29 protein-coding genes and 1 tRNA gene are annotated in these 24968 nt (G+C 40.0%); 12 read left to right on the top strand and 18 right to left on the bottom strand.

Annotation, left to right across the window (positions count from 1 at the left end; all coding sequences use genetic code 11):
• Positions 1-7 precede the first annotated feature (7 nt).
• From greA to TSP02S_RS09070, 8 genes are read right to left on the bottom strand one after another with little or no spacing between them, the layout of a single operon-like run.
• Complete coding sequence (gene greA, locus TSP02S_RS09105) at positions 8-499, bottom strand: transcription elongation factor GreA (RefSeq protein ID WP_041083576.1); 492 nt, start codon at positions 497-499, stop codon at positions 8-10.
• Entirely contained in the window at positions 496-963 is a 468-nt protein-coding gene (gene nrdR / locus TSP02S_RS09100; RefSeq protein WP_041083575.1) for a transcriptional regulator NrdR, read from the bottom strand. The genes greA and nrdR overlap by 4 nt, the downstream gene beginning before the upstream one ends.
• Positions 960-1889 (bottom strand): DNA-binding protein WhiA, encoded by a 930-nt coding sequence (gene whiA, locus TSP02S_RS09095; RefSeq protein WP_041083574.1) that lies wholly within the window; start codon positions 1887-1889, stop codon positions 960-962. The genes nrdR and whiA overlap by 4 nt, the downstream gene beginning before the upstream one ends.
• A complete protein-coding gene (locus TSP02S_RS09090) occupies positions 1886-2839 on the bottom strand; it encodes a gluconeogenesis factor YvcK family protein (protein WP_041083573.1) in 954 nt (317 codons plus the stop codon). The genes whiA and TSP02S_RS09090 overlap by 4 nt, the downstream gene beginning before the upstream one ends.
• The gene (rapZ, locus tag TSP02S_RS09085) at positions 2836-3672 is read right to left on the bottom strand and encodes an RNase adapter RapZ (protein WP_041083572.1); all 837 of its coding nucleotides are present in this window, start codon (positions 3670-3672) and stop codon (positions 2836-2838) included. Before rapZ ends, TSP02S_RS09090 begins: the two co-directional genes overlap by 4 nt.
• Complete coding sequence (murI, locus tag TSP02S_RS09080; protein ID WP_041083571.1) at positions 3669-4439, bottom strand: glutamate racemase; 771 nt, start codon at positions 4437-4439, stop codon at positions 3669-3671. The genes rapZ and murI overlap by 4 nt, the downstream gene beginning before the upstream one ends.
• Positions 4436-4705 carry a hypothetical protein gene (locus TSP02S_RS09075; RefSeq protein WP_171816337.1) on the bottom strand — a complete coding sequence of 90 codons (270 nt, stop codon included), beginning with the start codon at positions 4703-4705 and terminating at the stop codon, positions 4436-4438. Before TSP02S_RS09075 ends, murI begins: the two co-directional genes overlap by 4 nt.
• Positions 4683-4937 (bottom strand): hypothetical protein, encoded by a 255-nt coding sequence (locus TSP02S_RS09070; protein WP_041083569.1) that lies wholly within the window; start codon positions 4935-4937, stop codon positions 4683-4685. Before TSP02S_RS09070 ends, TSP02S_RS09075 begins: the two co-directional genes overlap by 23 nt.
• A gap of 91 nt (positions 4938-5028) precedes the next feature.
• Between TSP02S_RS09070 and hutH the strand changes: the two genes are divergently transcribed.
• The 7 genes from hutH to ispF all read left to right on the top strand — a co-directional run bounded on the left by hutH (position 5029) and on the right by ispF (position 11894).
• Positions 5029-6543 (top strand): histidine ammonia-lyase, encoded by a 1515-nt coding sequence (hutH, locus tag TSP02S_RS09065; RefSeq protein WP_052465416.1) that lies wholly within the window; start codon positions 5029-5031, stop codon positions 6541-6543.
• Positions 6536-7768, top strand: coding sequence for a TM0106 family RecB-like putative nuclease (locus TSP02S_RS09060; RefSeq protein ID WP_041083568.1), 1233 nt, complete (start codon positions 6536-6538; stop codon positions 7766-7768). The genes hutH and TSP02S_RS09060 overlap by 8 nt, the downstream gene beginning before the upstream one ends.
• A 75-nt stretch (positions 7769-7843) precedes the next feature.
• On the top strand, positions 7844-9292 hold the full coding sequence (locus TSP02S_RS09055; RefSeq protein WP_041083567.1) for a radical SAM protein: 1449 nt from the start codon (positions 7844-7846) through the stop codon (positions 9290-9292).
• 42 nt (positions 9293-9334) lie between these two features.
• Positions 9335-9892 carry a TetR/AcrR family transcriptional regulator gene (locus tag TSP02S_RS09050; protein WP_041083566.1) on the top strand — a complete coding sequence of 186 codons (558 nt, stop codon included), beginning with the start codon at positions 9335-9337 and terminating at the stop codon, positions 9890-9892.
• Between the two features lie 34 nt (positions 9893-9926).
• A tRNA-Ala gene (locus TSP02S_RS09045) sits at positions 9927-10002 on the top strand.
• A 57-nt stretch (positions 10003-10059) separates the two neighbouring features.
• Positions 10060-11415, top strand: coding sequence for a replicative DNA helicase (gene dnaB / locus TSP02S_RS09040; RefSeq protein WP_144380761.1), 1356 nt, complete (start codon positions 10060-10062; stop codon positions 11413-11415).
• The gene (gene ispF / locus TSP02S_RS09035) at positions 11412-11894 is read left to right on the top strand and encodes a 2-C-methyl-D-erythritol 2,4-cyclodiphosphate synthase (protein ID WP_052465415.1); all 483 of its coding nucleotides are present in this window, start codon (positions 11412-11414) and stop codon (positions 11892-11894) included. The genes dnaB and ispF overlap by 4 nt, the downstream gene beginning before the upstream one ends.
• Here the strand turns inward: ispF and TSP02S_RS09030 are convergent.
• From TSP02S_RS09030 to TSP02S_RS09020, 3 genes are read right to left on the bottom strand one after another with little or no spacing between them, the layout of a single operon-like run.
• Entirely contained in the window at positions 11874-12593 is a 720-nt protein-coding gene (locus TSP02S_RS09030; protein ID WP_070104625.1) for a hypothetical protein, read from the bottom strand. The two genes, ispF and TSP02S_RS09030, sit on opposite strands and share 21 nt — an antisense overlap.
• Positions 12577-13380, bottom strand: a complete 804-nt coding sequence (locus TSP02S_RS09025) for a Cof-type HAD-IIB family hydrolase (RefSeq protein ID WP_041083565.1) — start codon at positions 13378-13380, stop codon at positions 12577-12579. The genes TSP02S_RS09030 and TSP02S_RS09025 overlap by 17 nt, the downstream gene beginning before the upstream one ends.
• On the bottom strand, positions 13377-14258 hold the full coding sequence (locus TSP02S_RS09020) for a phospholipase D-like domain-containing protein (RefSeq protein WP_041084349.1): 882 nt from the start codon (positions 14256-14258) through the stop codon (positions 13377-13379). Before TSP02S_RS09020 ends, TSP02S_RS09025 begins: the two co-directional genes overlap by 4 nt.
• Before the next feature lie 27 nt (positions 14259-14285).
• Here TSP02S_RS09020 and TSP02S_RS09015 point away from each other — a divergent pair, with 27 nt between their 5' ends.
• Genes TSP02S_RS09015 through TSP02S_RS08995 form a run of 5 tightly spaced genes read left to right on the top strand, consistent with a single transcriptional unit; the run spans position 14286 to position 18438 of the window.
• Positions 14286-14900, top strand: coding sequence for an MBL fold metallo-hydrolase (locus TSP02S_RS09015; RefSeq protein ID WP_052465413.1), 615 nt, complete (start codon positions 14286-14288; stop codon positions 14898-14900).
• Positions 14897-15373, top strand: a complete 477-nt coding sequence (locus TSP02S_RS09010) for a DUF3242 domain-containing protein (protein ID WP_041083564.1) — start codon at positions 14897-14899, stop codon at positions 15371-15373. The genes TSP02S_RS09015 and TSP02S_RS09010 overlap by 4 nt, the downstream gene beginning before the upstream one ends.
• A complete protein-coding gene (locus TSP02S_RS09005) occupies positions 15367-16074 on the top strand; it encodes a glycerophosphodiester phosphodiesterase family protein (protein WP_041083563.1) in 708 nt (235 codons plus the stop codon). Before TSP02S_RS09010 ends, TSP02S_RS09005 begins: the two co-directional genes overlap by 7 nt.
• Before the next feature lie 33 nt (positions 16075-16107).
• Positions 16108-17358, top strand: coding sequence for a hypothetical protein (locus TSP02S_RS09000; protein ID WP_041083562.1), 1251 nt, complete (start codon positions 16108-16110; stop codon positions 17356-17358).
• Between the two features lie 12 nt (positions 17359-17370).
• Positions 17371-18438 carry a glucose-1-phosphate thymidylyltransferase gene (locus TSP02S_RS08995; protein ID WP_041083561.1) on the top strand — a complete coding sequence of 356 codons (1068 nt, stop codon included), beginning with the start codon at positions 17371-17373 and terminating at the stop codon, positions 18436-18438.
• A gap of 28 nt (positions 18439-18466) precedes the next feature.
• On the opposite strand, the gene secF is transcribed toward TSP02S_RS08995, so the two are convergent.
• From secF to TSP02S_RS08960, 7 genes are read right to left on the bottom strand one after another with little or no spacing between them, the layout of a single operon-like run.
• Positions 18467-19363: a protein translocase subunit SecF gene (secF, locus tag TSP02S_RS08990; protein ID WP_041083560.1), complete on the bottom strand. Its 897-nt coding sequence runs from the start codon at positions 19361-19363 to the stop codon at positions 18467-18469.
• Positions 19360-20787, bottom strand: a complete 1428-nt coding sequence (secD, locus tag TSP02S_RS08985; RefSeq protein ID WP_041083559.1) for a protein translocase subunit SecD — start codon at positions 20785-20787, stop codon at positions 19360-19362. The genes secF and secD overlap by 4 nt, the downstream gene beginning before the upstream one ends.
• Before the next feature lie 15 nt (positions 20788-20802).
• Positions 20803-21183: a preprotein translocase subunit YajC gene (yajC, locus tag TSP02S_RS08980; RefSeq protein WP_052465412.1), complete on the bottom strand. Its 381-nt coding sequence runs from the start codon at positions 21181-21183 to the stop codon at positions 20803-20805.
• A gap of 1 nt (position 21184) precedes the next feature.
• Positions 21185-21685 carry a hypothetical protein gene (locus TSP02S_RS08975; RefSeq protein ID WP_041083558.1) on the bottom strand — a complete coding sequence of 167 codons (501 nt, stop codon included), beginning with the start codon at positions 21683-21685 and terminating at the stop codon, positions 21185-21187.
• Positions 21686-21696: 11 nt separating this feature from the next.
• Positions 21697-22836: an NAD(P)/FAD-dependent oxidoreductase gene (locus TSP02S_RS08970; protein WP_171816336.1), complete on the bottom strand. Its 1140-nt coding sequence runs from the start codon at positions 22834-22836 to the stop codon at positions 21697-21699.
• Complete coding sequence (locus TSP02S_RS08965; RefSeq protein WP_041083556.1) at positions 22826-24625, bottom strand: FAD-dependent oxidoreductase; 1800 nt, start codon at positions 24623-24625, stop codon at positions 22826-22828. The genes TSP02S_RS08970 and TSP02S_RS08965 overlap by 11 nt, the downstream gene beginning before the upstream one ends.
• The gene (locus TSP02S_RS08960) at positions 24619-24927 is read right to left on the bottom strand and encodes a (2Fe-2S)-binding protein (protein WP_408645536.1); all 309 of its coding nucleotides are present in this window, start codon (positions 24925-24927) and stop codon (positions 24619-24621) included. The genes TSP02S_RS08965 and TSP02S_RS08960 overlap by 7 nt, the downstream gene beginning before the upstream one ends.
• Between the last annotated feature and the right edge of the window lie 41 nt (positions 24928-24968).

Genomic DNA, 24968 nt, shown 5'->3' with positions numbered 1-24968 from the left:
GATCACCTCATTCTTGTTCCATGGATCTTGTACTTATACCAACTATTTCATACCTGACTGAACCTGAAGGTGCCTTCAACTTCACAATTTCACCAACTTTTCTTCCCACAAGTGCCCTTCCCACAGGTGAATCGACACTGATTTTATTTGAGAAAACATCGGCCTCCTGTGGGCTGACAAGTCTCACTGAACGTTCTTCACCTGTGTTCAGATTCTTTATCAAAACCCATGAACCTACGGAAATCTGACTTGAGTCCATATTTTCAATGATCTCGGAGTTGTTCAAAATTTGTTCGAGTTCTGCTATTCTGCTTCCTATCCTTCCTTGTTCGTTCTTGGCTTCATCATATTCGGCGTTCTCAGAAAGATCGCCCAGTTCACGTGCTTCCTTTATCCTCTGTGAAATCTCATACATGAGCTTTTGCTTGAGTGAGTCCAGTTCTTGCTTGAGTTCTTCATACCCTTCCTTTGTTAATTGAATCACATTTTTCTTGTTCATTTTTCCACCTCCTGATCTTTTTTCAGTTCTTTCACTATTTCAAGAAATTGGTCTATTTCACGAAAATCTTTATAAACAGATGCAAATCTCACATAAGCAACTTGGTCTATCTGTCTAAGCTTTGTCATGACTAATTCACCTATGAGCTTTGATGGTATCTCAGTGGTACCCTGCCTTTGCAGAGTCAATTCAACTTCCTCGACGAGTCTCTCGAGAGTTTCGTAAGAGATTGGTCTTTTCTCACAAGCCTTTAAGACTCCATTCAAAAGCTTTGAGCGATCGAATACCTCTCTTCGACCATCTTTTTTTACCACTATCAAAGGCAATAGTTCGTATCTTTCATATGTTGTAAATCTCGCACCACATTCAGGGCATTCTCTCCTTCTTCTGATAGCCGTTCCATCGAGTGTGGGCCTTGAATCCAAGACCCTACTATCCGGAAAACCGCAAAAGGGGCATTTCATTTGATCTGCCCTCTTTCTATTTTATCTGCAAGTTGCATGATTTTTCTCATTCTCGAGTAAATCATCGATTTACTCATCTTTGGCTCCATCATCTCTCCAAGTTCTCTCAGGCTAAGATCTTCGTTTTCGATCCGTAATTTAGCCAGTTTTTTCAGATCGTCTTCCAATGAATCTATTCCAATGCTCTGGTCAATTATCTCAATAGCTCGTACCTGCTTTACGGTACTAATTCCTATTCTATCAGCATTTGCAGACAAAAAGTTCATACTTCTGTTAACATCAGATGCCACAGAACGCCTTTGTACTATCTGCTCAACCAATGTAGCAGATTCTATGGCTCCAATCAAGTTGAGAGTCTCAATCAAATCATTCGCTCTTCTGATAGAAAGTTTGTAATTGTGACGTGATTGCCAGACTCTCGATTCTATACCAAATTTGTCCTTTAAAGAGATACGAATCTGTTCCAGAAATTCTTGAGAACCACTGGCAATTTCCAAATGGTATGAAACAATAGGATCAATTATCGAACCCGATGCCAAGTAAAGACCCCTTAAAAAATCCCCAAAAAGCGCCGCATCATCTGATATCTTTTTTGGAATCTTTTCGCTGAAAAGTTCTTGCTGAAGATTTTCCAGGAATAAAACGGGTAGATTGAACTGAACTCCTTTTTGTTTCCACAATTGCCTGGTTTGTATAACCACCGTTTCGTGTTCTGCAATCGACAATTGATCCATGAGTTTCAAAAACCTTCTTGCAGTTTGTATATTCGGTAATGTCACAGAAATAGTCTTATCGTCTTTTGACAATCTCAGAACACCTTTGGCTTTTATAAAGCCCATCAATTCAGCTTCGGCTTCTGCAAGATTTGAAATTTCCATCGAACACAATTCGTATCTCACTTTCTCAGAAAAACTCGTCTTTCTCATTTTGTTCCTCTCCAGCAAATTTCAAGAACGGTTTTAGCGAGCAAGTCACTATCATGCCTTGCTTTGAGTCGAGGATCACTTGGTTCATAAACTGTTTTGAGCAAGGGTTTCAAAATATACCTATCGTCAATCGCACCCTTAGGAATCACGGGTTCGGCTCCCTGAAGTGAGTACGAATCAATGATCTCTTTTGGAAAATTCGAACTGTTAGCGATAATGAAATCCACAGAGCTTTGTAAATACTTTTCTACCTCGCTGACGTGATCTTGTAGGTTCATATTCAATGTTTCACCTGGTTGAGTCATTATGTTTGCAATGTAAATCTTTATGGCTTTTTTGTTGTGATTTATTGCCTGTGAAACGCCATCAACAAGGAAATTTGTTATCACACTTGTATAGAGACTTCCAGGACCAATGAGTATCACGTCTGATGTCTCTAAAGTCTCGATAACTTCATCAAGTGCCTTGGCTGGTTTGTCGAGTTCCACAGAGATTATTCTCGCGCGTTTTTGAATGATCTGAGTTTCGCCAATCACCGTTGCGCCGTCATCATAATGGGCAACAAGTCTTATCAACTGCTCACATACAGGTAGTACCTTTCCTTTGATAGCAAGAATATTCGAAGCCAACTTGACAGCCATATTGAAACTACCCGTCATTCTTGTGAGCGCAGCTAAGATGATGTTTCCCACACTGTGGTTTGAAAGCGTACCATTGCTCTGAAATCTGTAAGAGAAAATACGGCTCATTAAACTCTCATCTTGTGCGAGCGCTATGATATTGTTCCTAACATCACCAGGAGGAGGAATCTCCAATTCTTGCCTGATCTTACCTGAACTTCCTCCTTCATCCGTCACTGCCACAATCGCGGTTAGATCTAAATCATAATTTTTCAAACCTCTCAACAACACCGAGAGACCTGTTCCTCCACCAATAGCAACAACCTTCATTTATCCACATCCCTGTGTTCTACATGGACAACAAAACTGTCTTTGAGCGTCTCGAAAAGTCTTTCGACTATGTAAACAGATCTATGCCTTCCACCAGTACATCCTATGGAAACAGTCATGACCGCTCTTCCTTCTTTTACGTATCCGTGTGCCGCCAGAGTTATCATCTTTGCAGTGTATTCTATAAATTGTTCTACAACATCATGCCTTTTGAAAAATTCCCTTACTCTCTCGTTTCTACCATCAAGCGCCGCCAGTTCTCTTTCATAAAAAGGATTTGGTAAAAAACGAGTGTCTATTACAAAATCTGTATCAAGCGGTATACCATATTTGAATCCAAAACTTCTGATTCTGATCATAAAACGCTCTTCTTCTCTCAACAAAGAACCTATCTTCTCGCGCAGTGAATGTATATCAAGATCCGTTGTATCTATTACTATTGAAATTTCTCTCATTTCTCTGAGCATTTCTTTCTCTTTCAAAATAGCCTGTTCAAGGTTCAAAACTCCTTCTAAAGGATGACGTCTACGTGTTGTTGCAAATCTTCTGAGCAGTTCCTCAACGGAGGCTTCAAGAAAGATCACAGTGACTATGCCATTGTAGCTTTCAATCAGTTTATTGACTGCTTGGACAGCATCTCCTAACTGAGCGCTTCTCACATCTATAACCAGTGCAACTTTTTCAACAGAAGAACTGGCTAAAAGTGCCATGAAATCGTTAAGCAAAACAGGCGGGAGATTGTCTATACAGAAAAAACCTATGTCTTCGAGAACTTTAATCGCCGTGCTCTTACCGGCACCAGATAATCCTGAGACAATTAAGACTCTTTTCACCTTTCTGAATCCCCCAAATCAATTTTTTGGATAGTGAAAGGCAATGAGAAAAACCGCTGATTTCTCAATATTTTCTTGGAGAAATTTGAAAGATCACTCGTGGTAAAAAAATTCACTTTCCCTTGGCTGTTGCTGGTCTTTGGAAATTTTTGCGAAACTTTTTCTGCAACTGTTTGTGCAGGATCAAAAATATTGATCTGCGGAAAATGTGACTTTATGCGATCGGATAAAAATGGAAAGTGAGTACAACCTAATATTAAAGTGGAAATATCGGTGTTTCTGAGTATACTCAAACAGCTTTCAATCTCCTGATCAGCCACCGGCGAATCTATTAAATCATCTTCAACTATCTTTACAAAACCTTGGCACGGTATCTCAAGCACTTCCTTAACACCTTTAGATTTCAAGATCTTTGAGTAAATCTTACTTTCAGCGGTGAACTTCGTAGCAATCACAGCCACCTTTTCAAGATTTTCAGGAATCTCGAAATCGAGTATTCCAAAATACGGTATCTGAAACTCTATTTTTGAAAATCTAATCGATGCGTCAGCTGTATTACACGCCGTTACCACACAATCAACGCCATTTTTTTGGAGAAAATTGATAATTCTAACCGATATTTTCAGTATTTGATCCTGTGTCTTGGTTCCAAAAGGGGCATTCAAGGTATCTGCAACGTAAAAATACTCGGCATCCGGAATATATCTTCCAAGTTGAGCTAAAACAGTCAAGCCTCCGATACCTGAGTCGAAAAGTCCTATTCTCAACTTGTCTTCCCCTCTTTCCTATCAACAAACTGACTGAGTTTTGTAACCAATTGTGAGATAGTCTTTTCATATCTCACTTGATCCAATAAAGCATTCGCAAGCATTACGAGTAGAATTTCATCTATTTCGGCGTCTTGTACACTATTTTTGAGTTGAGAATACTGAGTCTGAAGACGATTCAGAATATTTATAAGTTCTTCCTCATTTGCATCAGTCATGAGATCATACGTTCTCTCACCGAGTCTAATTGTGATACTTTTCCTCATATGCATTCTCCGTAACTCCTATTATTTTCTGCAATCTTTCGACCAGTGACGTCAAAGAATTGCGATAATTTTCTACAAGTGTCTCGAGTTCTCTTTTTTCCTTATCCAGTCTTTCAATTCTACTCAATGCTTCGTTCATCTGATTCCAAAGTTGTTCATTCTCCTCTTTTAATCTTTTGTAATCTTGTAAAACTCTATCAACGAGAACCTCAAGTTCGTTGAGTTTGTCCAACGTTTTCACCCCTTGGAAATAAAGTATATCACAATTAAATCATGTTTTTTCGCTATACTATGAATGGTAAACATAGTTTGGGGGCGATCGAGTGGTTGTAATTGGTGAGTTTATGACGATACAAGATGTTGTCAAGGTTGCCAGGTATTTTGAGCAGGTCTCGCTTTCACCAAAATCGATCGAAAAAATGCAAAAAAGTAGGCAAGTTGTAGAACAGATCCTCCAAAGCGAAAAAACCGTTTATGGTGTTAACACAGGTTTTGGTGCTCTTGCAACAACAAAGATCTCAAATGATGATTTAATCAAGATTCAGCACAATATTCTACTTTCACATGCTTGTGGGATTGGTGAACCATTCAACGAAGAAGTCGTTCGAGCAATGATGCTAATAAGGGCAAACTCTTTGGCTCTTGGTTTTTCTGGGGTTAGACCCATTGTGGTTGAAAAGATTTGTGAACTCCTCAACAAAGGAATCACTCCCTTTGTCCCGGCAAAGGGATCTGTGGGTGCCAGCGGCGATCTATCTCCACTTGCGCACATGGCTTTGGTGATCATTGGTGAAGGCTATGTGTTGGAGAATGGCAAAAAGGTGCCATCAGATAAAGTTTTAAAAGAAAAACATGTAGAGCCTATACGTTTAGCCGAAAAAGAAGGACTGAGTCTTGTGAACGGCACACAAGCGATGTCGGCAAATTTATGCATAGCAATTAATGATGCTTTAAATTTAATACATCTTGCAACTCAAATTGCTTCCTTGTCGGCTGATGTTCTTTTTGCCTCTCCTGATGCTTATGAAGATGTTGTTTGGCTTGCAAGGCCGCATGAAGGTCAGAAAATAATTGCAAAGTTGATGAAAAAACTCCTTGAGAATAGTCAGATAAGAGAATCCCATAGAAATTGTTCTCGAGTACAAGATGCCTATTCATTGAGATGTGTGCCACAGGTCTATGGAGCAGTTTTAGATACGATAAATTATGTCAAAAATATCGTGCAAACAGAGATCAATTCCGCAACAGATAACCCCTTAGTCTTTGATGACCAAGTTATATCCCAGGGTAATTTCCATGGAGAACCTCTGGCATTTGCCGCGGACTTTCTTTCAATAGCACTTGCAGATCTTGGAAATATGATTGAAAGAAGAATCGATAGACTTTTAAATCCAAAGGTGAATGAGGGTCTACCGCCTTTCTTAGCACAAAGAGGCGGTCTCAACTCCGGTTATATGATCTGGCAGTACACAGCCGCTGCTCTGTGCAATGAGAACAAGATTTTGTCACATCCGGCATCAGTCGATTCGATTCCAACAAGTGCCTATCAAGAAGATCATGTGAGTATGGGAATGAATGCATGTCTCAAAGTTTTAAAGATTTTAGAAAACATCGTTGCGTTAGCTTCCATCGAATTAATGTGTGCTGTGAAAGCCCTTGAATTTCGCCGTCCAATGAAATCTTCGATTCAAAACGAGTCATTGGCTGACCAAGTCAGACCACTTTTAGAAAACAATCTTGATGATACCTTTCTCAATGATCAATTTCTCAGAGTTCATTCCTTCGTTAAGGAAAAAGTCAAACTGGTCGCACATGATTGGTGGAATGAGTATGGATGAAGAAATCTGGTTCGAGGATGTAGAACAATTTTTGATATGTCCAAGAAGATATTGTTTAGAAAAAGAGTATAAAAACAAGCGGGGTATTATTTCTGAACAGGAAACCAGAGAAATGATGAAACTCGGTTTTTCAGTTGAAAAACCTATTTTGAGTACAGAATTGTTTGGATTGAATCTTGTATCTGATCCACAAGCAGTTGTTCCAGATGGCGATAAATGGAAGATAATACTCAACAAAAGCGCCAAAACTTTTAAGAATAAATACATAACAGAAGCCGCTTTCCATGGTTATATTTTTTCAAGCGTAGGATACATCGTCTCAGAGGTGATTATAGTTTCACCATATTTCACAAAACGAATCGATTGGAGAGATGGTTTGACACGCTTGTTTGCCTTGATCGAAAATCTCGCAGAGTTGAGAATGCAAGATTTACCAGAACCTAAACCTGTCTCACAGTGTAAAACTTGTCCCCATGTTTTAGACTGTACTGGTGTTTTAGTAGAAAAACAAGACTTGTTGGCAATTCATGGGTTGAGTGATAAAACAAGAATCAAATTGATTGAAGAAGGCGTCAATAATTTATCGGCGATCATTCAAATTCAAGAACTGAAGGATATTTCCAAAGAAAGCCTTGAAAAACTCAAGAAAAAAGCATTAGCTCTTATCGAAAAAAAGGAAGTAGTCCTCTCCCAATATCAAGAGCTCCCAGATGGCATTTTTCTTGACATTGAGTCACACACCAGCAGAAATTTTGATTATCTATTTGGTGTACTTGTGAATGATAAATATATTCCATTCTTGTGCGAGAACGAAGAACAAGAATACAGAGTTTTTGCAGATACCATCGATTTTCTTGATCAAACCGATGGTCCGATTTATCATTATTGTGCTTATGAACCATCGAGATTTTCCAGCCTATCAGAAAGATGGTCAGACCTGAAACCTGTATTCTCAAAAATCAAAAAAAGATTCGCTGATATTTACCAGATTCTCTCTAAACACGTTGCTCTCCCACTTTTCACCTATTCTCTGAAGAGTGTGGCCCGTTTGTATGGCTTTCATTGGAGAACGAACCTCGATGGTTTAAGGGCAAGTAGATATTTCCAACTCTGGTTGAACACACACGATGAACTCTATTTGAAAACGGTCTTGGACTACAATGAAGACGATACCCGCGCCGCAAAAGTGGTGTGGGAGAGGTTGAATCTGCTGCGCAACAATTAAGTTACCTTATGTTAATTCAAAAGTCATTTACATCCTTCATAATTTGACCGACCAGTCAGTAAAGGAGGTATGATTATGCCTGTGGTGGGAGGAATTAAAGGTGCGATTTACAGGCAAGCGGGAAAGCTTGTCTCAGCAGTTCTTCATCACACCGATGAAGATGGTCTTTACAGACTTTTTTCGACACTCAGCGCGTTCACAAGGGAACCATCAAAGAGCGCTTTGAAGAAATTGGCGATCATGGCAAAGGAAAAGCACCCGATGATAACAAGCTGGGTGAATGTTTTTAGAAGATCGAGTCCAAAGTGTGTGGAGAAAATAATAAACAACCTCATCATCAACGAATTTGCAATTGGTGAACCATTAAGACAGCAGAAAATGCATGAACACAAAGTTGTTCTGCCAAAACTCGGTGTTATAAGTCCAACTTATGCTTGCAATTTGAACTGCGTGGGTTGTTATGCGGGAATGTATGGTCGAAAGTATGAGCTCACAAAAGAAGAGGTTGAAAAAGTTATAAGAGAAGCCAACGAATTGGGAATCTACTTCTGGGTTATCACTGGTGGAGAACCATTCTATTGGCCTCATCTATTGGAAATATTTGAAGAATTCGATGACAATTATTTCCTCATTTACACAAACGGTACGTTGATAACCGATGAAGTTGCTGAGAAACTTTCGAAACTCGGGAACGCAACCCCGGCGATATCCGTTGAAGGCTTTGAACTCGATACAGACTGGAGACGTGGTAGAGGCGTTTTCAAGAGCATTATGGAAACTTGGGAAAGACTCAGAAAATATGGTGTGCCTTTTGGAGCTTCAATAACTGCAACCAGAATGAATCACGACACGTTGATGAAAGACGAATTTTGGAAATTTCTCGAAGAACAACAGGTTGTCTATGCCTGGGTCTTCCAGTACATGCCTGTGGGAATTAACGCGTCGATGGACCTTGTCCCAACAGCTCAGCAAAGATACGAGAGATTCTTCAAAACAGACGAAGTCAGGCTTGGAGGAAAGTTTGCATTTGTGGCAGACTTCTGGAATCATGGCTTTTTGACCCATGGTTGTCTCGCAGCCGGTGCGAAATACTTCCACGTCAACGCTAAGGGATACGTTGAACCCTGTGTCTTCCAGCAGTTTGCAGTTGACAGTATCAGAGAAAAATCAGTTTTGGAAATACTCAAATCACCATTCTTTGAGTCCTATAAACGAATGGTACCGTATTCAAATAACTTGTTCAGACCATGTCCTATTATCGACAATCCAAAAGTCTACAGAGCCATGGTTAAACATTTCAATGCGATACCACAACACGAAGGTTCAGAAAGGGTTGTAGAAGATCTGGCAGAGGAACTCGACAAATTAGCTGAAGAATGGAAGACCTATGCCGACAAGTTATGGTATGAACATGGATATGTTGATAGATATCCCGTCAACAGAGGAATATACAACTACGAAACTCGCATGAAACGATACATGAACAAGGAGGAAGCTCTTGCCGTAGATAAGAAATTGAAGTGAGGGAGATTCCCTCACTTCCTTGTACTGGCAAGGAGTGAAAAAATGTCAGATACACGTGAAAGGATTCTTGAGGCTGCGAGAACTGCTTTCTCTGAAAAAGGTTTTGATGGTGTGAGTGTTGAGGAAATAGCACAACGCGCTGGTGTGCGTAAAGCGTTAATATACTATTACTTTCCCAGCAAAGAAATTCTTTTTGAAGAGATCTGGAATAATGCACTTGAAGAACTCGAAAAACACATCTTCAAAGAAATAGAAAATGAAAATTATTATGTGAAAAAGATCAAGCGATTCTTGAAGGCTTACATAGATTTCGTCACAAGCAGAAAGGTCTTGTCCAGAGTCATAGAAAGAGAAAGACCAGCTGTTCTCAGCAGCAACATCGACAATCCTGAAGCAACCTGGTCGCGACTGAAAGAACGATATGATGTTTTTGTTGACAGAGTTGCAAAACTCATCGAAGAAGGCAAAGAAAATCAAATTGTTCATCCAGATGTAGATCCAAAAGCCGCTGCGAAGTTAATTGCTCAGGTCATGAGTGGATCTTCTGCGACTGAAGCCATACAAACTCTAATCCTGCGTGGTTTGATGAAAGAAAGTTGAAAGTTTCAAAAGATGAGATTATAATTTGTGTGTCGGGGCCGTAGCTCAGCTGGGAGAGCGCTACCTTCGCAAGGTAGAAGCCGTGGGTTCGAGTCCCATCGGCTCCACCAGGACGGAGCTTCTTTGGCTCCGTTTTTTGTGTTAAATTTTCTATTGGGAGTGATTACATGACCCAGATGATCCCACCTAATAACCTTGAAGCGGAAGAAGCGGTACTGGGAAGTATTTTGATAGATCCAAGTGTTGTCAACGATGTGATGGAAATACTCAGAAATGGGGATTTCTATTCAAAAAAACATCAAGCCATTTTTTCAGTGATGGAAAGACTCTATGAAAAAGGAGATCCTATCGACATACTCTCTGTCTGCGAAGAGTTGAAAAAAAACGGGCAGATGAAGTTTGTAGGTAGTGATTTGGACGTGGCAAAACTGGCAGAGGCTGTACCCACTTCGGCTCATGTGATGCACTATGCGAAGATAGTCAGAGATAAATCTATCTTACGAAGTCTCATAGAAGCAGGGAGAAATATCGTCGAGTCAGCTTATGGAGAAAAAGAAGTCGATGATATCCTTGATGAAGCCGAAAGAGTTGTTTTTGATATCGCAGAGTCTCGAACCACAAAGACTTATGAACATATTGGCGTGATTATGCATCAGGTGTTTGAAAACCTTGAAGAATTAAGGGCAAGGAGTTCAAATGTTTTGGAGCCGGGGGCAGTTGTAAGTGGTTTACCGACAGGTCTAAAATCCCTTGATAGGCAAACGACAGGCTTTCACAAATCCGATCTTGTAATCGTTGCAGCTCGCCCTTCAGTTGGAAAAACCGCCTTCGCACTGACAATAGCACGAAATATGGCTGTTAAATTCAATCTTTCTGTTGGTCTTTTCAGTCTGGAGATGTCAAAAGAACAACTCGCCCAGAGATTACTCTGTACAGAGTCAAGGGTTGATTTGCACAAACTTCGAACGGGTTTTTTGTCCAACGAAGAATGGGAAAGATTGACTGTGGGTGCATCAGTACTTTACAAAGCGAATTTAATCGTTGACGATGAACCTTCATTAGATCCAAGGACATTGCGTGCAAAAGCTCGAAGAATGAAGAGAGAGTACAATATAGACGCTATTTTCATCGATTATCTACAACTAATGCACGTACGTGGTGGTTTTTCTGAAAGCCGTCAACAAGAGATTTCGGAGATATCAAGATCTCTAAAACTTCTATCCAGGGAATTAAACATAGTTGTCGTGGCACTTTCGCAACTTTCTCGTGCCGTTGAAGCTCGAGAGGACAAAAGACCTCGCTTGAGTGACCTGAGAGAATCTGGCGCGATTGAACAAGATGCAGATACCGTCCTTTTCATATACAGAGACGAATATTACAAGAAGAGCGACCGCATCCACGAACCACATGAAGCTGAAATAATCATAGGCAAGCAGAGAAATGGACCAATCGGTACGGTGATATTGATGTTCGAACCTAAAACCGCTTCCTTTTACGAAGTAGAACAGGTGGAAAGAGAATGAATCTGAGAGTCGGATTAGGAACTGACAGGCATCCTTTCAAAAAGGATAGAAAATTCATTCTGGGTGGCGTTCAAATAGATTTTCCACTTGGTCTTGATGGTCATTCAGATGCAGATGTGCTGTGCCATGCAGTGATCGATTCTCTGCTCGGTGCAGCATCTTTACAAGATATAGGAGTACATTTTCCAGAAATAGACGAATGGAAGAACGCATCAAGCCTACAAATGCTTGTGAAAATTACTGAATTGTTGAGAAAAGAAAATTGGCAGATAGTCAATCTCGATACAACTGTAGTTTGTGGTGCTGTTAGACTTTCAGAATACAGAGATCAAATGATTGCCAATCTATCGAAAGCCATGCAAATACCAAAAGAATGTGTTTCGATCAAATTCAAGAGTTCGAATCATCTTGGTTTTGAATCGAATGAAGGAGTTTCAGCAATAGCAGTATGTCTGATCTCAAGGAGTTCTGCCAGTTGAAGGTCTGTCTCCATCGAGAACCTGCTTTGCCAGGGTGAGTAACCATTCTTCGTTGGAAAAGATCAAGACACCTGTCTTGGCAAAGGGTTCATTTACATTGATGATCTTTTCTGATCTATTGAGTACCACTATAGCACCTTCGAGTACCTGTCTACGAACATTTTCAACTATTGAAAGATCTACACTCAAATCTACTTTATTTTTTGGTAATTTACCACTCGCTGTGCCATCCATGAAAACACACACCGCATCATACCCGAGCTGTCTAAGTCTGTCTATCTTTGCTTCATTCTCCACGAAAACAGGATATATCACTTTTCTATTTATCAAAGCTCTTACCACATTGGGATCTATTTTATCTAAACCATTCAAAATCGGTGTGACACCACTGTTGAACAAACCTTCACCCAGATAAGTGAGTACCTGTGCCGTGATGAATGCAGAACGAGAAATTCTATCGAGTGGATTTGAATCAAATTCATCAAGTGTATCAAGTGTTCCAAAGACGACATACTCAAAGCCATAAGAACGTGCAACCATGCCTGCTGCAAAACCCACTTCTCGCGCAATTTCAAGGTTTTGATTACATCCAAGCGAGAGTAAACTGACGTCTTTTACGATTCTTTGAATTGGTACCACCAAGATCGATTCCTCAGTCACGCTCTTCAGTTCAAAGGAAACTTCAATTGATAAGACCACGCTGGAGCATATCAAGAATGAAAATACCAGGGCCACCCTCTGTATTCTCCTCAACAACGACATCTGCGACCTCCTTCAACGCCTTGGTACCGTTCTTGACTGCGATTTTCAAACCAACTGCTCTGAGTAATGCGATATCGTTATCGTTGTCTCCAAATGCAACGGCATCTTTCAAGTCCCATTTTTTGTAGTTTGCGATCAACTGAAGTGCTCGACCTTTATCAACTTGAGCAGGGACAAAATCCAGGTAATTGATAAAAGATTTGAAAATAGCAAGGTTTGGAAAAATCTTTCTCAAGTGAATTATCACAGAATCGAGTTTTTGTGGTTCGTCTATTGCGAGCAGTTTTGTCGCGCCCTTCTCTCTGACAACTTGAACCAGATCTGGTACAACTGTTAATTCTATCTGCGAATGATCGCTGTATGCCTTTGCATGATCGTTTTCTTCTTCGACAACGAGCTTGTCTTCGACATAAGCCTGCCTGTGAATCTTCATCTCTCTGAGAATTTCTATTACTTTTACCGCTGTCTGAGGATCTATTTTGACATCCAAAATCTTTCCAACTTCAGGCAGCCAGGCAACAGAACCATTGTATGCTATCAATGGAAATTGTTGCGAAAAGTACCTTTTGAGTAACTTTACCATAGACGGCAACATCCGACCACTTGCAAAAACAATTTCTTTTTCAAGTTCTATGAGTTTTTCAATGGCTTCAAGATTCTTTGGATGAATATCATGAGTATCTTGTAAGATCGTCCCATCTAAATCAAAGACAAATATCTTCAAGGTATCTCTCCTTCCATCCAGATATCTTCAAAGTACTTTACATATCTCTGACACAACTGTCTATCTTGTAAAATGACAATCATCTCTGCGTTGCTCACATATCCACTCTTAGTCGCATTTGCAGATCCAGTTATAACTGTTCGTCCATCGATTATAAACAACTTACTGTGCAAAGTAAAGTCGCGTATTACCCTTAATTCGATACCTCCAAAGGGTAGTTTTGACAGATTCGAATTCTTGAAAAACCATTCATCCAGTAAAATTCTCACTCGGACTCCTCTGCTTGAAAGTATCTTAACCAGTGCCCATACTTGCGGGTGTGTGAATGCGTACATAGCCACATCAAGTGTTTTGGTTGCTTTACTCAGCTGTTCGAGTATCGTCTGTTCTATATGAAAATTCTTAAAGTAGATCTTTGGTGTTTTTGCTTCGATTCTTTTTTCGTAACCTTCCCACAGATCGTCGAAAAATTGCTCAAATACAGTTGCTACACTCATATCTTCGATGACAAGAATATCGTTGTATGAATTAAACAGACTATGAGTGGTGAAATTTGCAGAACCGATGATCAGCACTTTTGAATCGACTATCATCACTTTCATGTGAAAAAGAGAATTCTCGGCATCTATTTTCGTAGGGATACAGCAACTCGTGAATGGTGTTTCAGAGATCACTCTAACCTTTACACCTCTTTTGACGGCATTCTCGAGTGCAAGAACTATCTTTGGTTCATCTATAGAAAAGGTACATATCGATACTTCAAATTCAGCACAATCGATTAAACCTGCAATTATAGCAGAAGAATTCAACGGAGTAAATAAAACCTGTTGTGCCAAGACTGTACATGATATTATTAAGAACAGAACTGTGTATCTCATCAAAATGATTATACAGGAGTGGTATCTATGACATCAAAAATCAATGCTCACATAACACACACTTTAACAGGACCAATAGGTACAAATACCTACGTTCTGGAAAATAATCCACCAATAGTGATAGACCCAGGATACGGTGTGGGAAAGATCGTTGATCAAGAGTGTATTGTTCTTTTGACACACATGCATTTTGACCATATCTGTGGTTTGACCGAACTCAAGCCATTGAAGGTGTATATTTCAAAATCTGATCTGAAAGGTCTTTCAGATGCAATGCTGAACAAGTCTCATTTTTTCGGTACCAGTTATCGTTACATGAATCAATGCGAAATATTCGCTAACGAGCTGAAGATAGGAGATTGGCACTTTCAGATAATTGAAACGCCAGGTCACACACCAGGTTCTGTTGTTTTCGTGACAGACAAGGTATTCTTCACAGGTGATACAATCTTTATTGACAGTATAGGTAGGACTGATTTTCCTGAATCCGATGAAAATTCTATGTTGGAAAGTCTGAAAAAACTATCGATCATTTTCAAAAAAACCGATCCAAATTCTTTGATATTACCAGGGCATATGGAATATGGTACTGTTGCAGATGTACTTGAGAAGAATCTTTTTCTCAGGGAGGCTTTAAGATGAAAAAAATAATTGTTACTTTCTTTGCCTTACTTTTAACTGGTTGCATGTTAAGACCTGTTTATGTTCCTCCAAATGCGTATTCTCTCACTTCGGCTCTCAGATCCGTTCAAGATGGATATACATTGATCTTTTCTGAAGAAATAGATGGATATGGAACTGTCAAACAAAAAGGTGCTGTGGCGAGTTATTTGAAAGACGGGGCAAACTATCTTTTCTATGGCTTCAAATTCTACAATGGATCTGCAAAAGATGGTTGGAAAGAGATAGTTAAGAATTTCGGTATTTGGAGTTCGAGGACGTATTTGGACTTCCCGACCAGTGGTTTGTACAGTACAAAGAAAGATGGGAAGTACATCGTTGCGTGGTGGAAAGACACTTGGCTATTTGTCGTTGAATCTTCTTCAAATGCTGAAGTCTTTGCAAATTACGTGATGGACAATTTTGCTCGAATAGGAGGATTAAGAAGATGGTGATTTTTGCACACAGAGGATATTCTGCAAAGTTCCCCGAGAATACTTTAAAGGCTTTCAAAAAAGGTTTTGAATACGGTGCAGATGGTCTTGAATTGGATTTGAGAATGACGGCAGATGGAAAGATCGTGGTAATTCACGATGAAGATCTGCAAAGACTCTTCGGTGTCCAGCTTAAAGTCGCCGAATTGACTTTGAATGAGCTTAAAAAATACAATCGGGATGGTGAATCCATTCCAACTTTTGAAGAGGTACTTTCGATCATTCCAAAAGAAAAGTTGTTGAACGCCGAATTCAAAGAACACAGGGTAGCCGAGAATGCCATAGAGTTGATCAGAAAATATTCGTTGGTCGAAAACAGCGTTATCTCATCATTTCATCATGATCTCATAGCTGATTTGATAAAGAAATACCCGCAGATGAAATTTGGTTTTTTGGTTGGTGAAGAATTGAAAGATGACCCAATTAAACTTGTAGAAAGTTTGCTCGAGCATAAACCATATTCGATGCATCTGCCTCATCAATTGATTGATTATCCTGATTATTTCAATATTATATGCAATCTGATCAAAAAGCACAACGTGAAGATCTTTATATGGACATTGGATGATTTACAAAAATATGAAAAGGTCAAGAACAGTATAGATGGTGTCATAACAAACGATGTCGATAGTTTTGTGAAGTATTTGAGAGCGAAAAATTGATTTGATCAAATCACTCGTGGGGTGGTTTATCACATGAAAAATCTGGTTTTTATCTTGACCATTCTTGGTGTTTTTTATTTTGGTTTTACCTTTAAATTTGATGGATGGATCGAATACGATTTTGATCAGCCAACTGACCTTACCAAATTCTCTGTGATAGTACCTTTCATGGGAACTTCCTTTACAGCGAGCGGTGGTTTCAAAAGGGACAATCAGGTAATTCCACCGTACGCAGATGATCTTTGGTGCAATTATTGGTATTGGGATGAAGGCTTTTTTGAATGGAAAAACGATATCTTTTTGATCCAAGTAGGTGTAAAAGGACATTCAATAGGACCTGGGAATATTTACAAACTCTTTGTCGATGAAAGTGATTTTTCATATCCATCGATCTACTACGGATCTTTTGGGAAGTTCAGAGTTGAAACCCTGTGGGGCGGTCTTAGATTTGTGGAAAACGATAGCAAGCCAATCAAGGGTTTTAATTACAGATCCATCATTTACTCGCCTTTAGATGGCCTTGAAATAGCCTATGAAGAGAGCGTTCTATATTTAAAAAGATTTTTCGATCCATATTATTTTTTCATTCCAATTCCAGCGCCTGGTATACAGGAATTCTGGCATTTAAACGCACCTTGGGAATATCCCACATCTGAATTAGACGACAATTCAATGATTGGTGGCTGGGTAAGGTATACTGGTAAAAATTATTCTGTTTATTCAGAAATTCTCATAGATGACATCAACATGAACAGATTTCTCAATCCACAAGGCTTCCAAAATCCAGATAAGATGGCTTTCCTGTTTGGCTTTTCCGGAAAAAGTGGACCATACAGGTTGACATTCGAAGTAGCAGGTGCCACTGCATTTACTTTTCAAAGAACGACTTCCAGTAGACCATACGAATATGTCTATTTCGAAGGCTCAAATCTTCCCATCGAAGAGAATATGATCGGTTATAAACACGGTGAAAACAACATAGCTTGTTCTATTTCTCTGGAATATTCGAATGAAGGATGGTCGATCAGCGCAATTTACGAAGGGTTGATATATGGTACAAGAACGCCGGATAAACCTTGGCATGGTGGAACGATACCCTCAGGTACTCACTGGCTCATCGGTGATGTGAAATCGCAGTATTCGCTTGCTGCCAGAGTTGCTTATACCTTCGAGAACCTTCTACCACAGTTTGAAGAATTGACGGCTGGCTTGAGATTTGGTTTTGAAAGTGAAAAACCCTTTATCGGTTTTGATCTTTCTTCTGTCTTTCTGATAAATCAATGAGGAGGTGATTCAGTGAAGGGACTTGTATTGTGTGCTGGAAAGGGTACCAGACTCAGACCCTTGACCTATACCACGGCAAAGCACTTGATACCCGTGGCGAACAGACCTGTTATTCAGTACACGCTCGATTTTATGAAAAATGCCGGCGTCACACAAATAGCAATAGTCGTGAGTCCAGAGAATAGAGATCTGTTTGTGAATGTTCTGAAAGATGGTCATGAATTTGGACTTTCAATCGAGTATGTTGTTCAGGAACAACCAAGAGGAATCGCTCATGCGGTATATCAGGCGAAAGATTTCATAAAAGACGACCCATTCTTAATGGTTCTTGGAGATAATCTGATTTTTGAAGATATAAGTCCCGTTATTGAGAATTTCATGAAAACTGAGACCGACGCCATTGTTTTGCTCGCACACGTTCAAGATCCAAGGGCTTATGGAGTGGCTGTTCTGGAAAATGAGAGAATAAAATACGTTGTTGAAAAGCCAAAGGAACCACCCAGTGATCTTGCAATAGTTGGTGTGTATATGTTTCGAGAGAATGTCTTCACTGCAATAGAAAACATCAAACCATCTTGGAGGGGTGAACTTGAAATAACAGATGCTATTGATTATCTTGTAAAGAATGGACATTCTGTAAAAGCGCATGTAATAACAGGCTGGTGGAAAGACACGGGAAAACCCGAAGATTTACTCGAAGCAAACAGAAAGATCTTAGACAATGTGAAAAAAGAATATCTTTTAGGTAAGTTGGACGAGACCAGTACAATTCAGGGTAGGGTATGTGTTGGAAACGGCTCTATTATAGTAGGTTCACTCATTCGCGGACCTGTCATCATAGGGGGAAATTGCAAAATCATAAACAGCTATATTGGACCATACACAGCTGTTGGTAACAATGTATCTTTAGAAAATTGTGAGATAGAAAATTCTATTCTCATGGATCAAAGTAGCATCACAAATGTCACAACTCGTATTGATTCTTCTATACTCGGTAAAGGTGCCAGAGTTTTCCAAAATGGTGGGATTCCAAAGGCAGCTCGATTAGTTGTGGGAGATCTAAGCTCGATTCAACTTTGAAAAAAGCCCCCTTTACAGGGGGCTTTGATCACCTATTTTTGACCCAACGTATCACCAATGGACTTGCGATGTAAATCGATGAATATGTTCCAACAACTGTACCGATTGTCATACCAAATGCAAAAGGTTTAATGGCATTACCGGCAAAGAGTAAAAGAACAAAGACCACAAAAAATGTAGTCAAGGAAGTGTTTATGGTTCTTCTAAAAACTTGGTTTATACTGTCATTCACAACAAATGATATTTCCTTACCTTTGAATTTCTTCATGTTTTCCCTTATTCTGTCGTATACGATTATTGTGTTGTTCAATGAATAACCGATTAATGTCAAAAACGCTGCTACAGCCGGAACATTCAACTCATAACTGAAAATCGAGAAGAACCCCATCGTCACAACAACATCATGTACCAGAGCAAGGGTTGCACCAACACCGAAGACGAAGTTGAATCTCAATGTGATATAAACGAGTATCGCAACAAGTGTTATTATTACCGCACGCCATGTGAGTCTTCTGACTTCTTCTGCGGCAGAACCACCTGTTTCATTAAATGAAACCACTTGACCCTTTATATTTCTCTCAGATACCTTTGATTCTATTTTTGCTTGAAGATCTGCCTTTTCCTCTGCGCTAAAGGTTTTTGTCAAAGTTATTGAGAACTTAACTATATCCTCTGGATCTCCGACAGATCTCACTCTTGTTACACGTGCCGATGAAAATTCAGTTGATATATCGCTTAAAATCTTTCTCACATCAGCTTCTGTGAAATTGGAAGATTCAACTCTCAATATCAACTCTGAGCCGCCCAAGAATTCCACGCCGAAATTAAAACCCTTTGTGAAAATGAAAACCAAACTCAATGCTACCAATATAACAGAGATTGATATGAAAATTCTTCTTTTACCTACAAAATCAAAGTGTTTCATGACTGAGCTCCCCCTTCTTCAACGACTGCTGGTTTACGAATTAGAGAGCTAAAAGCCTCAGTCAGGAGTCGTGAAAGGACTATGTTCACAAAGAAACTTCCAAGCACACCTATGATCAGTGTTATAGCAAATCCCTTGACTGTTCCAGTACCAAAATAATACAGTGCCAAACCAGCGATAATGGTAGTGAGATTGGCATCAAACAATGTGATAAAGCATCTGCCAAAACCAGAGTTTATTGCCGCTTTTATCGATTTTCCAGCTCTCAACTCCTCTTTAATTCTCTCGGCAATGATGATGTTTCCATCAACGGTTGTTCCAATTGTGAAGATTATACCGGCGATACCTGGGAGTGTCAGTATCGAACCAGTCGCGGCGAGCACACCGAGCAACAATATGGTGTTGTAAATTAACGCTATGTCAGCTATGATTCCTTGTATTCCATAGACTAAAATCATGTAAATAAATACTATTATCAATCCCACTATTCCTGCCCAAAGAGATGTTCTCACGATATCCGAACCGAGCAGTGGAGCTACCCATCCCGCAGAGACTTTTTCAAGTCTTGCCGGCAGAGCTCCACTTCTGAGTATCGCTGCAAGTTGCTTTGCTTCTTCGATGGAGAAATTGCCAGTTATCTCAGCCTTTCCATCTGGAATAACAGAGATGACATAACCAGCGAATTGTACCACGTTGTCCAAAACAATGGCAAGGCGTTTTTCCTTTGCCGTGGCACTGCCAATAGAAGCTTCCGGCACAACCAATTGTTGTGTAATCTTCTTGAACATCTCTGCATCTTTGCTGGCTAATTCAAAGGTCACTTTGTACCCAAATCTTCCCGCACGGGTCTCGGGCACTGGGCTGGCTGAAACTATTTGAGGTGAAACCAATTTCAAATCTTTCACAAGCATTATTTCCTGTCTTACGAGATACCAAATCTTTTGATCTCTTGCAGGTAACCATTCGGCTCTTTTTATCTTAGCCAGATCTCTGAGTCTTGGGTCTGTTTGGGGATCAATTTGGCTTTCTTCCAAGACCTGTCCAAAATACATCACACCAGTAGAGCCGAGTAACTTTTCAGCCTTCGTCGTGTCTGTTGCCGCGGGAATTTCTATTACTATGAAAGAATTATTTTCTCTAAAGGCTTTCCTCACCGTTGCCTCGGTATATCCCGCTGCATCGAGCCTATTTCTCAAAACTGTCCAGACATTGTCAACAACTTCGCTTGGATTCTCAACTCCCGCCTCTACATCTACCCTGTATTCCAGACGCGCTCCGCCTTTGATATCGAGTCCCAAAGGTATGCGCTGAAAGATCGCTGCCAGGCCTTTATAACTTTGACCCTTACTGGGCCACAACAAAGCAAGGAAGGCAGCAAAGATGACAGCAATTACAACTATGAGCCTCACTCTGTTTGCTCTCATGGTCATGTTCCCTCCTCAATTTTGTTCCTTGTCTTTTTCCTCCTGTTCCTTTGTTTCCTCTTTCTCTTTGACTTCTTCCTTTAAAACAGTTGCTATTGCCCTTTTTGTAACTTCAAGTTCTGTCGTCATGGCTGTCTTGATTTTGATTGTATCTTTCTTGATGTCTATGACTTTCCCCACGATTCCGCCAACAGTCACAACCGTATCGCCACGCTTCATATTTGAAATCATATCGCGGAACTGTTTCTCTCTTCTTCTCTGTGGCAAAATCATGAGAAAATAAAACATCGCAAAGAGTATAATCAAAAGAAAGATGAAACTGAAACCTGATCCTGTAGCAGTTGTACTTGGAGCGCTGCTTGTCGCTCCCGGCGCCGCACTGTAGATTATTTCCACCTTAAATACCTCCTTTTTGTTTTTCGATCTTAAATGATTTTACCAGAATTTTTTGAATCATCGGAATAAAAATCATCTGTAAACTCAAACCAACCAGTCCTAATAGAATGTCGGTTTGTATCTTCATATCTACTCTGAACAAATATGCAGTTACTGCTACGACCATTTTCGCTAAAACGAAATCAATTGCTATTGTTAGATACAATTTTTTCACCTTTGCGTATAAAAAGCACGTCAACAGACCAATTATCACTGGCTCAAGAATCATCAGCACGAGAAAGTCTATCTGTGGGAAACCAGTAGCAAGAAAGCCCGCCAAAGGAGCAAAGAATCCAACCAACGTTGCAATCAATGTACCATGAATAAGAGCAACAACAATCGATATGAAATTCACTGGTAAAAAGACTCTCGTAAGCGCTTGTGAATTATTCAATTGCAAAAAGTACAACACAGCCACTGTCAGAGATATCCAAAGTAAGAGAAACGTTATTTTTTTGATCAAATTATTTCCTCCTAAACTACATTTTTCTCACGTACCACGCCTTTTTCAAATCTATCGAGATTCAACTCGCTTATATCTACGTGCAATGTTTTGCCATACAATATCATCTGTGCCAGTGCTTCACCAACTGCTGGTGCGAGCATGAAACCATGACCACTGAAACCCACTGCGTAATAGAAATTGGGAACCTTTGGGGACTCTCCTATGATCGGTTGAGCATCGGGTGACATGTTATAGTGACCAGACCAGTGACGCACTATTCTCAACTTTGATAAGAAAGGAAAAATTTTGCTCATTTTTTTTGCCATCTCTTTCTCAAATTTATAGGTGACATCGTTGTTTATACCGGGTTTTTCATCTATATCACCTTGGCCCATGATGAACTGCCCATGTTTTGTTTGTCTCATATAAAAATTACCAGAAAAACTTATAGCCATGGGATCAAAGAAATTCTTCACAGCCTCTGTAACCATTATTTGATGTCTATAACTCTCTGTTGGAAGATCCACACCAACCATTTTTCCAATCTCTCTCGAATAAGGCCCAGCTGCATTTATCAATATTTGAGATCTTACTATACCTTTGTTTGTGAACAATTCAAACCCATCTTTGAGCACCTCAACTGCGATGACTTCAGTATGTGTCAAAATATCTACACCCAGTCTTCGTGCGGCTTTTGCATATGCGAAGTTTGCAAGATGTGGATTTGCATGACCATCTTTCTGACAGAAGGTTGCCAATCTAACTCCATCGACATCGATATATGGGTATCTCTCTTTGACTTGCTTTGGTGTGAGAATTTGAACATCTAATCCGAGTCCCCTTTGCATTTCAACGTTTTTCTCAAATTGTGCGGCTTCTTGATCATCGTAGGAAAGAACTAAATATCCTCCTTGCTCGTACTCTATATCAACACCTGTCTCTTGTGAGAGTTTTTCGAAGAGTGAAACACTTCTCATGGCTAATATCACGTTATTTGGTGAGCTCCATTGTTGCCTTATCCCACCTGCACATCGTCCCGTTGAACCTGAACTTAAATAACTTTTTTCAAAGACCACTACATCACTCTCACCGAATTTTGCAAGGTGGTAAGCTATCGAACAACCAACTATTCCTCCACCTATGATAGCTACTTTATATTCATTTTTCATGTTCAATCTCTCCCTTGATGATCGAATCAAATTTCACCGGCATCGAAGGTGGTCTGAATGTGCCGCAACTTATCTCCTTTAAGCTCTTTCCTGTCTTTTTTGAAAGTATTCCGAGCGTGATTGTTCTACAAGTTCTCCCACCGCATGGTCCCATTCCGATCCTCAGGTATCTTTTGAGTTCTTCATAGTCTGTGTAACCTTCATCTATTGCCTTTTCAATTTCTTCAACAGTTATCTCTTCGCATCTACAAACAAGTGAATCAGCTTTTTGTGGGATGCGAAAACTTCTGACTTTCTGCGCTAAACCAGCTGGCACCACAATATGAATTAAATTAGTTTTGTTGGCTGATTTGATAACCTTTAAAACCTCTGCCTGTGCAACATCTTTCCCATCTCGATCGAGTGCGATGACCTTTTGACCTTTCTCCGGTAAAGGTAAGAATTCGTAAGGTAAGACAACCAAGTCTTTACCAGGTTGGAAATTTTCCTGAACCATAAAGATGGCAAGGCCTGGGCATTTCATCACGCATATTCCACAACCAGTACATTTTGAATAATCAACGATTGGCAAACTGTTTATATTGCCAGGTACATCAATTGCACCAGAAGGACAAGATGTTTGGCATGGGTTACACGGTATATTTTCATAACACTCTATTATGGGTCTTAGTTTTCCAGTTGGTCCCAAATCTTTTTGTCCATCTTTAGAATAACTCACTATTTGTTGTGAGAAAAATCTTTCCAATCCCTTTCGAACTTTATCTGAAAATGGTCCAGATCTAAATTCAATCAGCTCTTGTTGCATCCTTTCAAGATCTGGCTGATCTGTACCTGTCAATTCTCTTGCAACAACAAGTCCTGCTATTCTACCTTCTATCATGGCAGTTGTTGCCTCTTCGATTCCCGCAAGATCTCCTGCAACAAAGATGTTTTTAATATTAGTCCTCATTTCTCTATCCCTATAGGGTACATATCCTCCAAGCTCTGGAATGTATTCGATCTTCACACCAGCCATTTGAGCAAGTTCAACTGACGGTACAAGTCCTACTGCCACACATATCACATCGACGGCGAATTCTCTCTCAGTACCAGGGATTATGTTGAACCTGTCATCGACTTGTCCTATCACGGCACCTTCGACTTTTTCTTCTCCGATTGCTTTTTTGATCGTGTGCCTGAGCAGTATAGGAACACCAAATCTTTTCACCTTTGCCGCATGAACTTGATAACCTCCAACTTTGTCTGCTATCTCGACAATCGCCTTAACCTGTGCACCTGCTTGTAGAAGTTGATATGAAACGATCAAACCGATATTTCCAGAACCGATCATTAAGATTCTCTTGCCAGGTAGGACTCTGAACTGATTCATCAGTGTCTGTACCGCTCCAGCGCCGTACACACCAGGAAGATGGTTATTTTCAAATGGAATGAAACGTTCACTTGCACCAACAGAGATGAGAATATACTTTGGTTCTATTTCAATAACACTATCTTTCTCTCTATCGTAGGCGGTAATGACATCTTCATATATACCAGTTACAGTTGTTTGTTTCATAATCACAACATTTTCATTCAGCTGTGAAACCAGTTTTTTTGCTATTTCAAAACCTCTAACTGATGCATAGAATCCCTCGTGTCCAAAAAATTTATGTGTCTGTTTAACCAACTGCCCACCGAGTTCTACACCTTCATCAATAACCAGTGTCTTTATATTTCTTTTACCTGTTTCAATTGCAGCACTTAAACCAGCAGGTCCACCTCCAATTATCAAGAAATCTGTTTTCACCATGTTATTTCACCTCTACCAATCTGCCGTTTCACCTGCATGCCTTCCTTCACAAGCGTGATACAACTCCTCACATTGGATACACCGTCGACAATCATCAAGCATGATGAACATTTACCTATGGCACAGTAGAATCCTCTTGGTCTTGAATGTTCCGTCCGTCCAAAGACATCTACACCATTTGCGACAAGTGCTGCAGCTATCGTTTCGCCTTCAAAAGCTTCAAGCTCCTTGCCTTCAAAGAAAAACTTCACAACCTTTGGCTTTTCGACATCCAAGATTGGATGAGCCAATATTCTGCGCAAAATCACCACCTCCATAGATGTATAAAGGGGGCATAGCCCCC

Source organism: Thermotoga profunda AZM34c06 (assembly GCF_000828675.1).
In the GTDB taxonomy this organism is placed as follows: domain Bacteria; phylum Thermotogota; class Thermotogae; order Thermotogales; family DSM-5069; genus Pseudothermotoga_B; species Pseudothermotoga_B profunda.
This window is presented reverse-complemented; position numbering and strand designations above follow the sequence as displayed.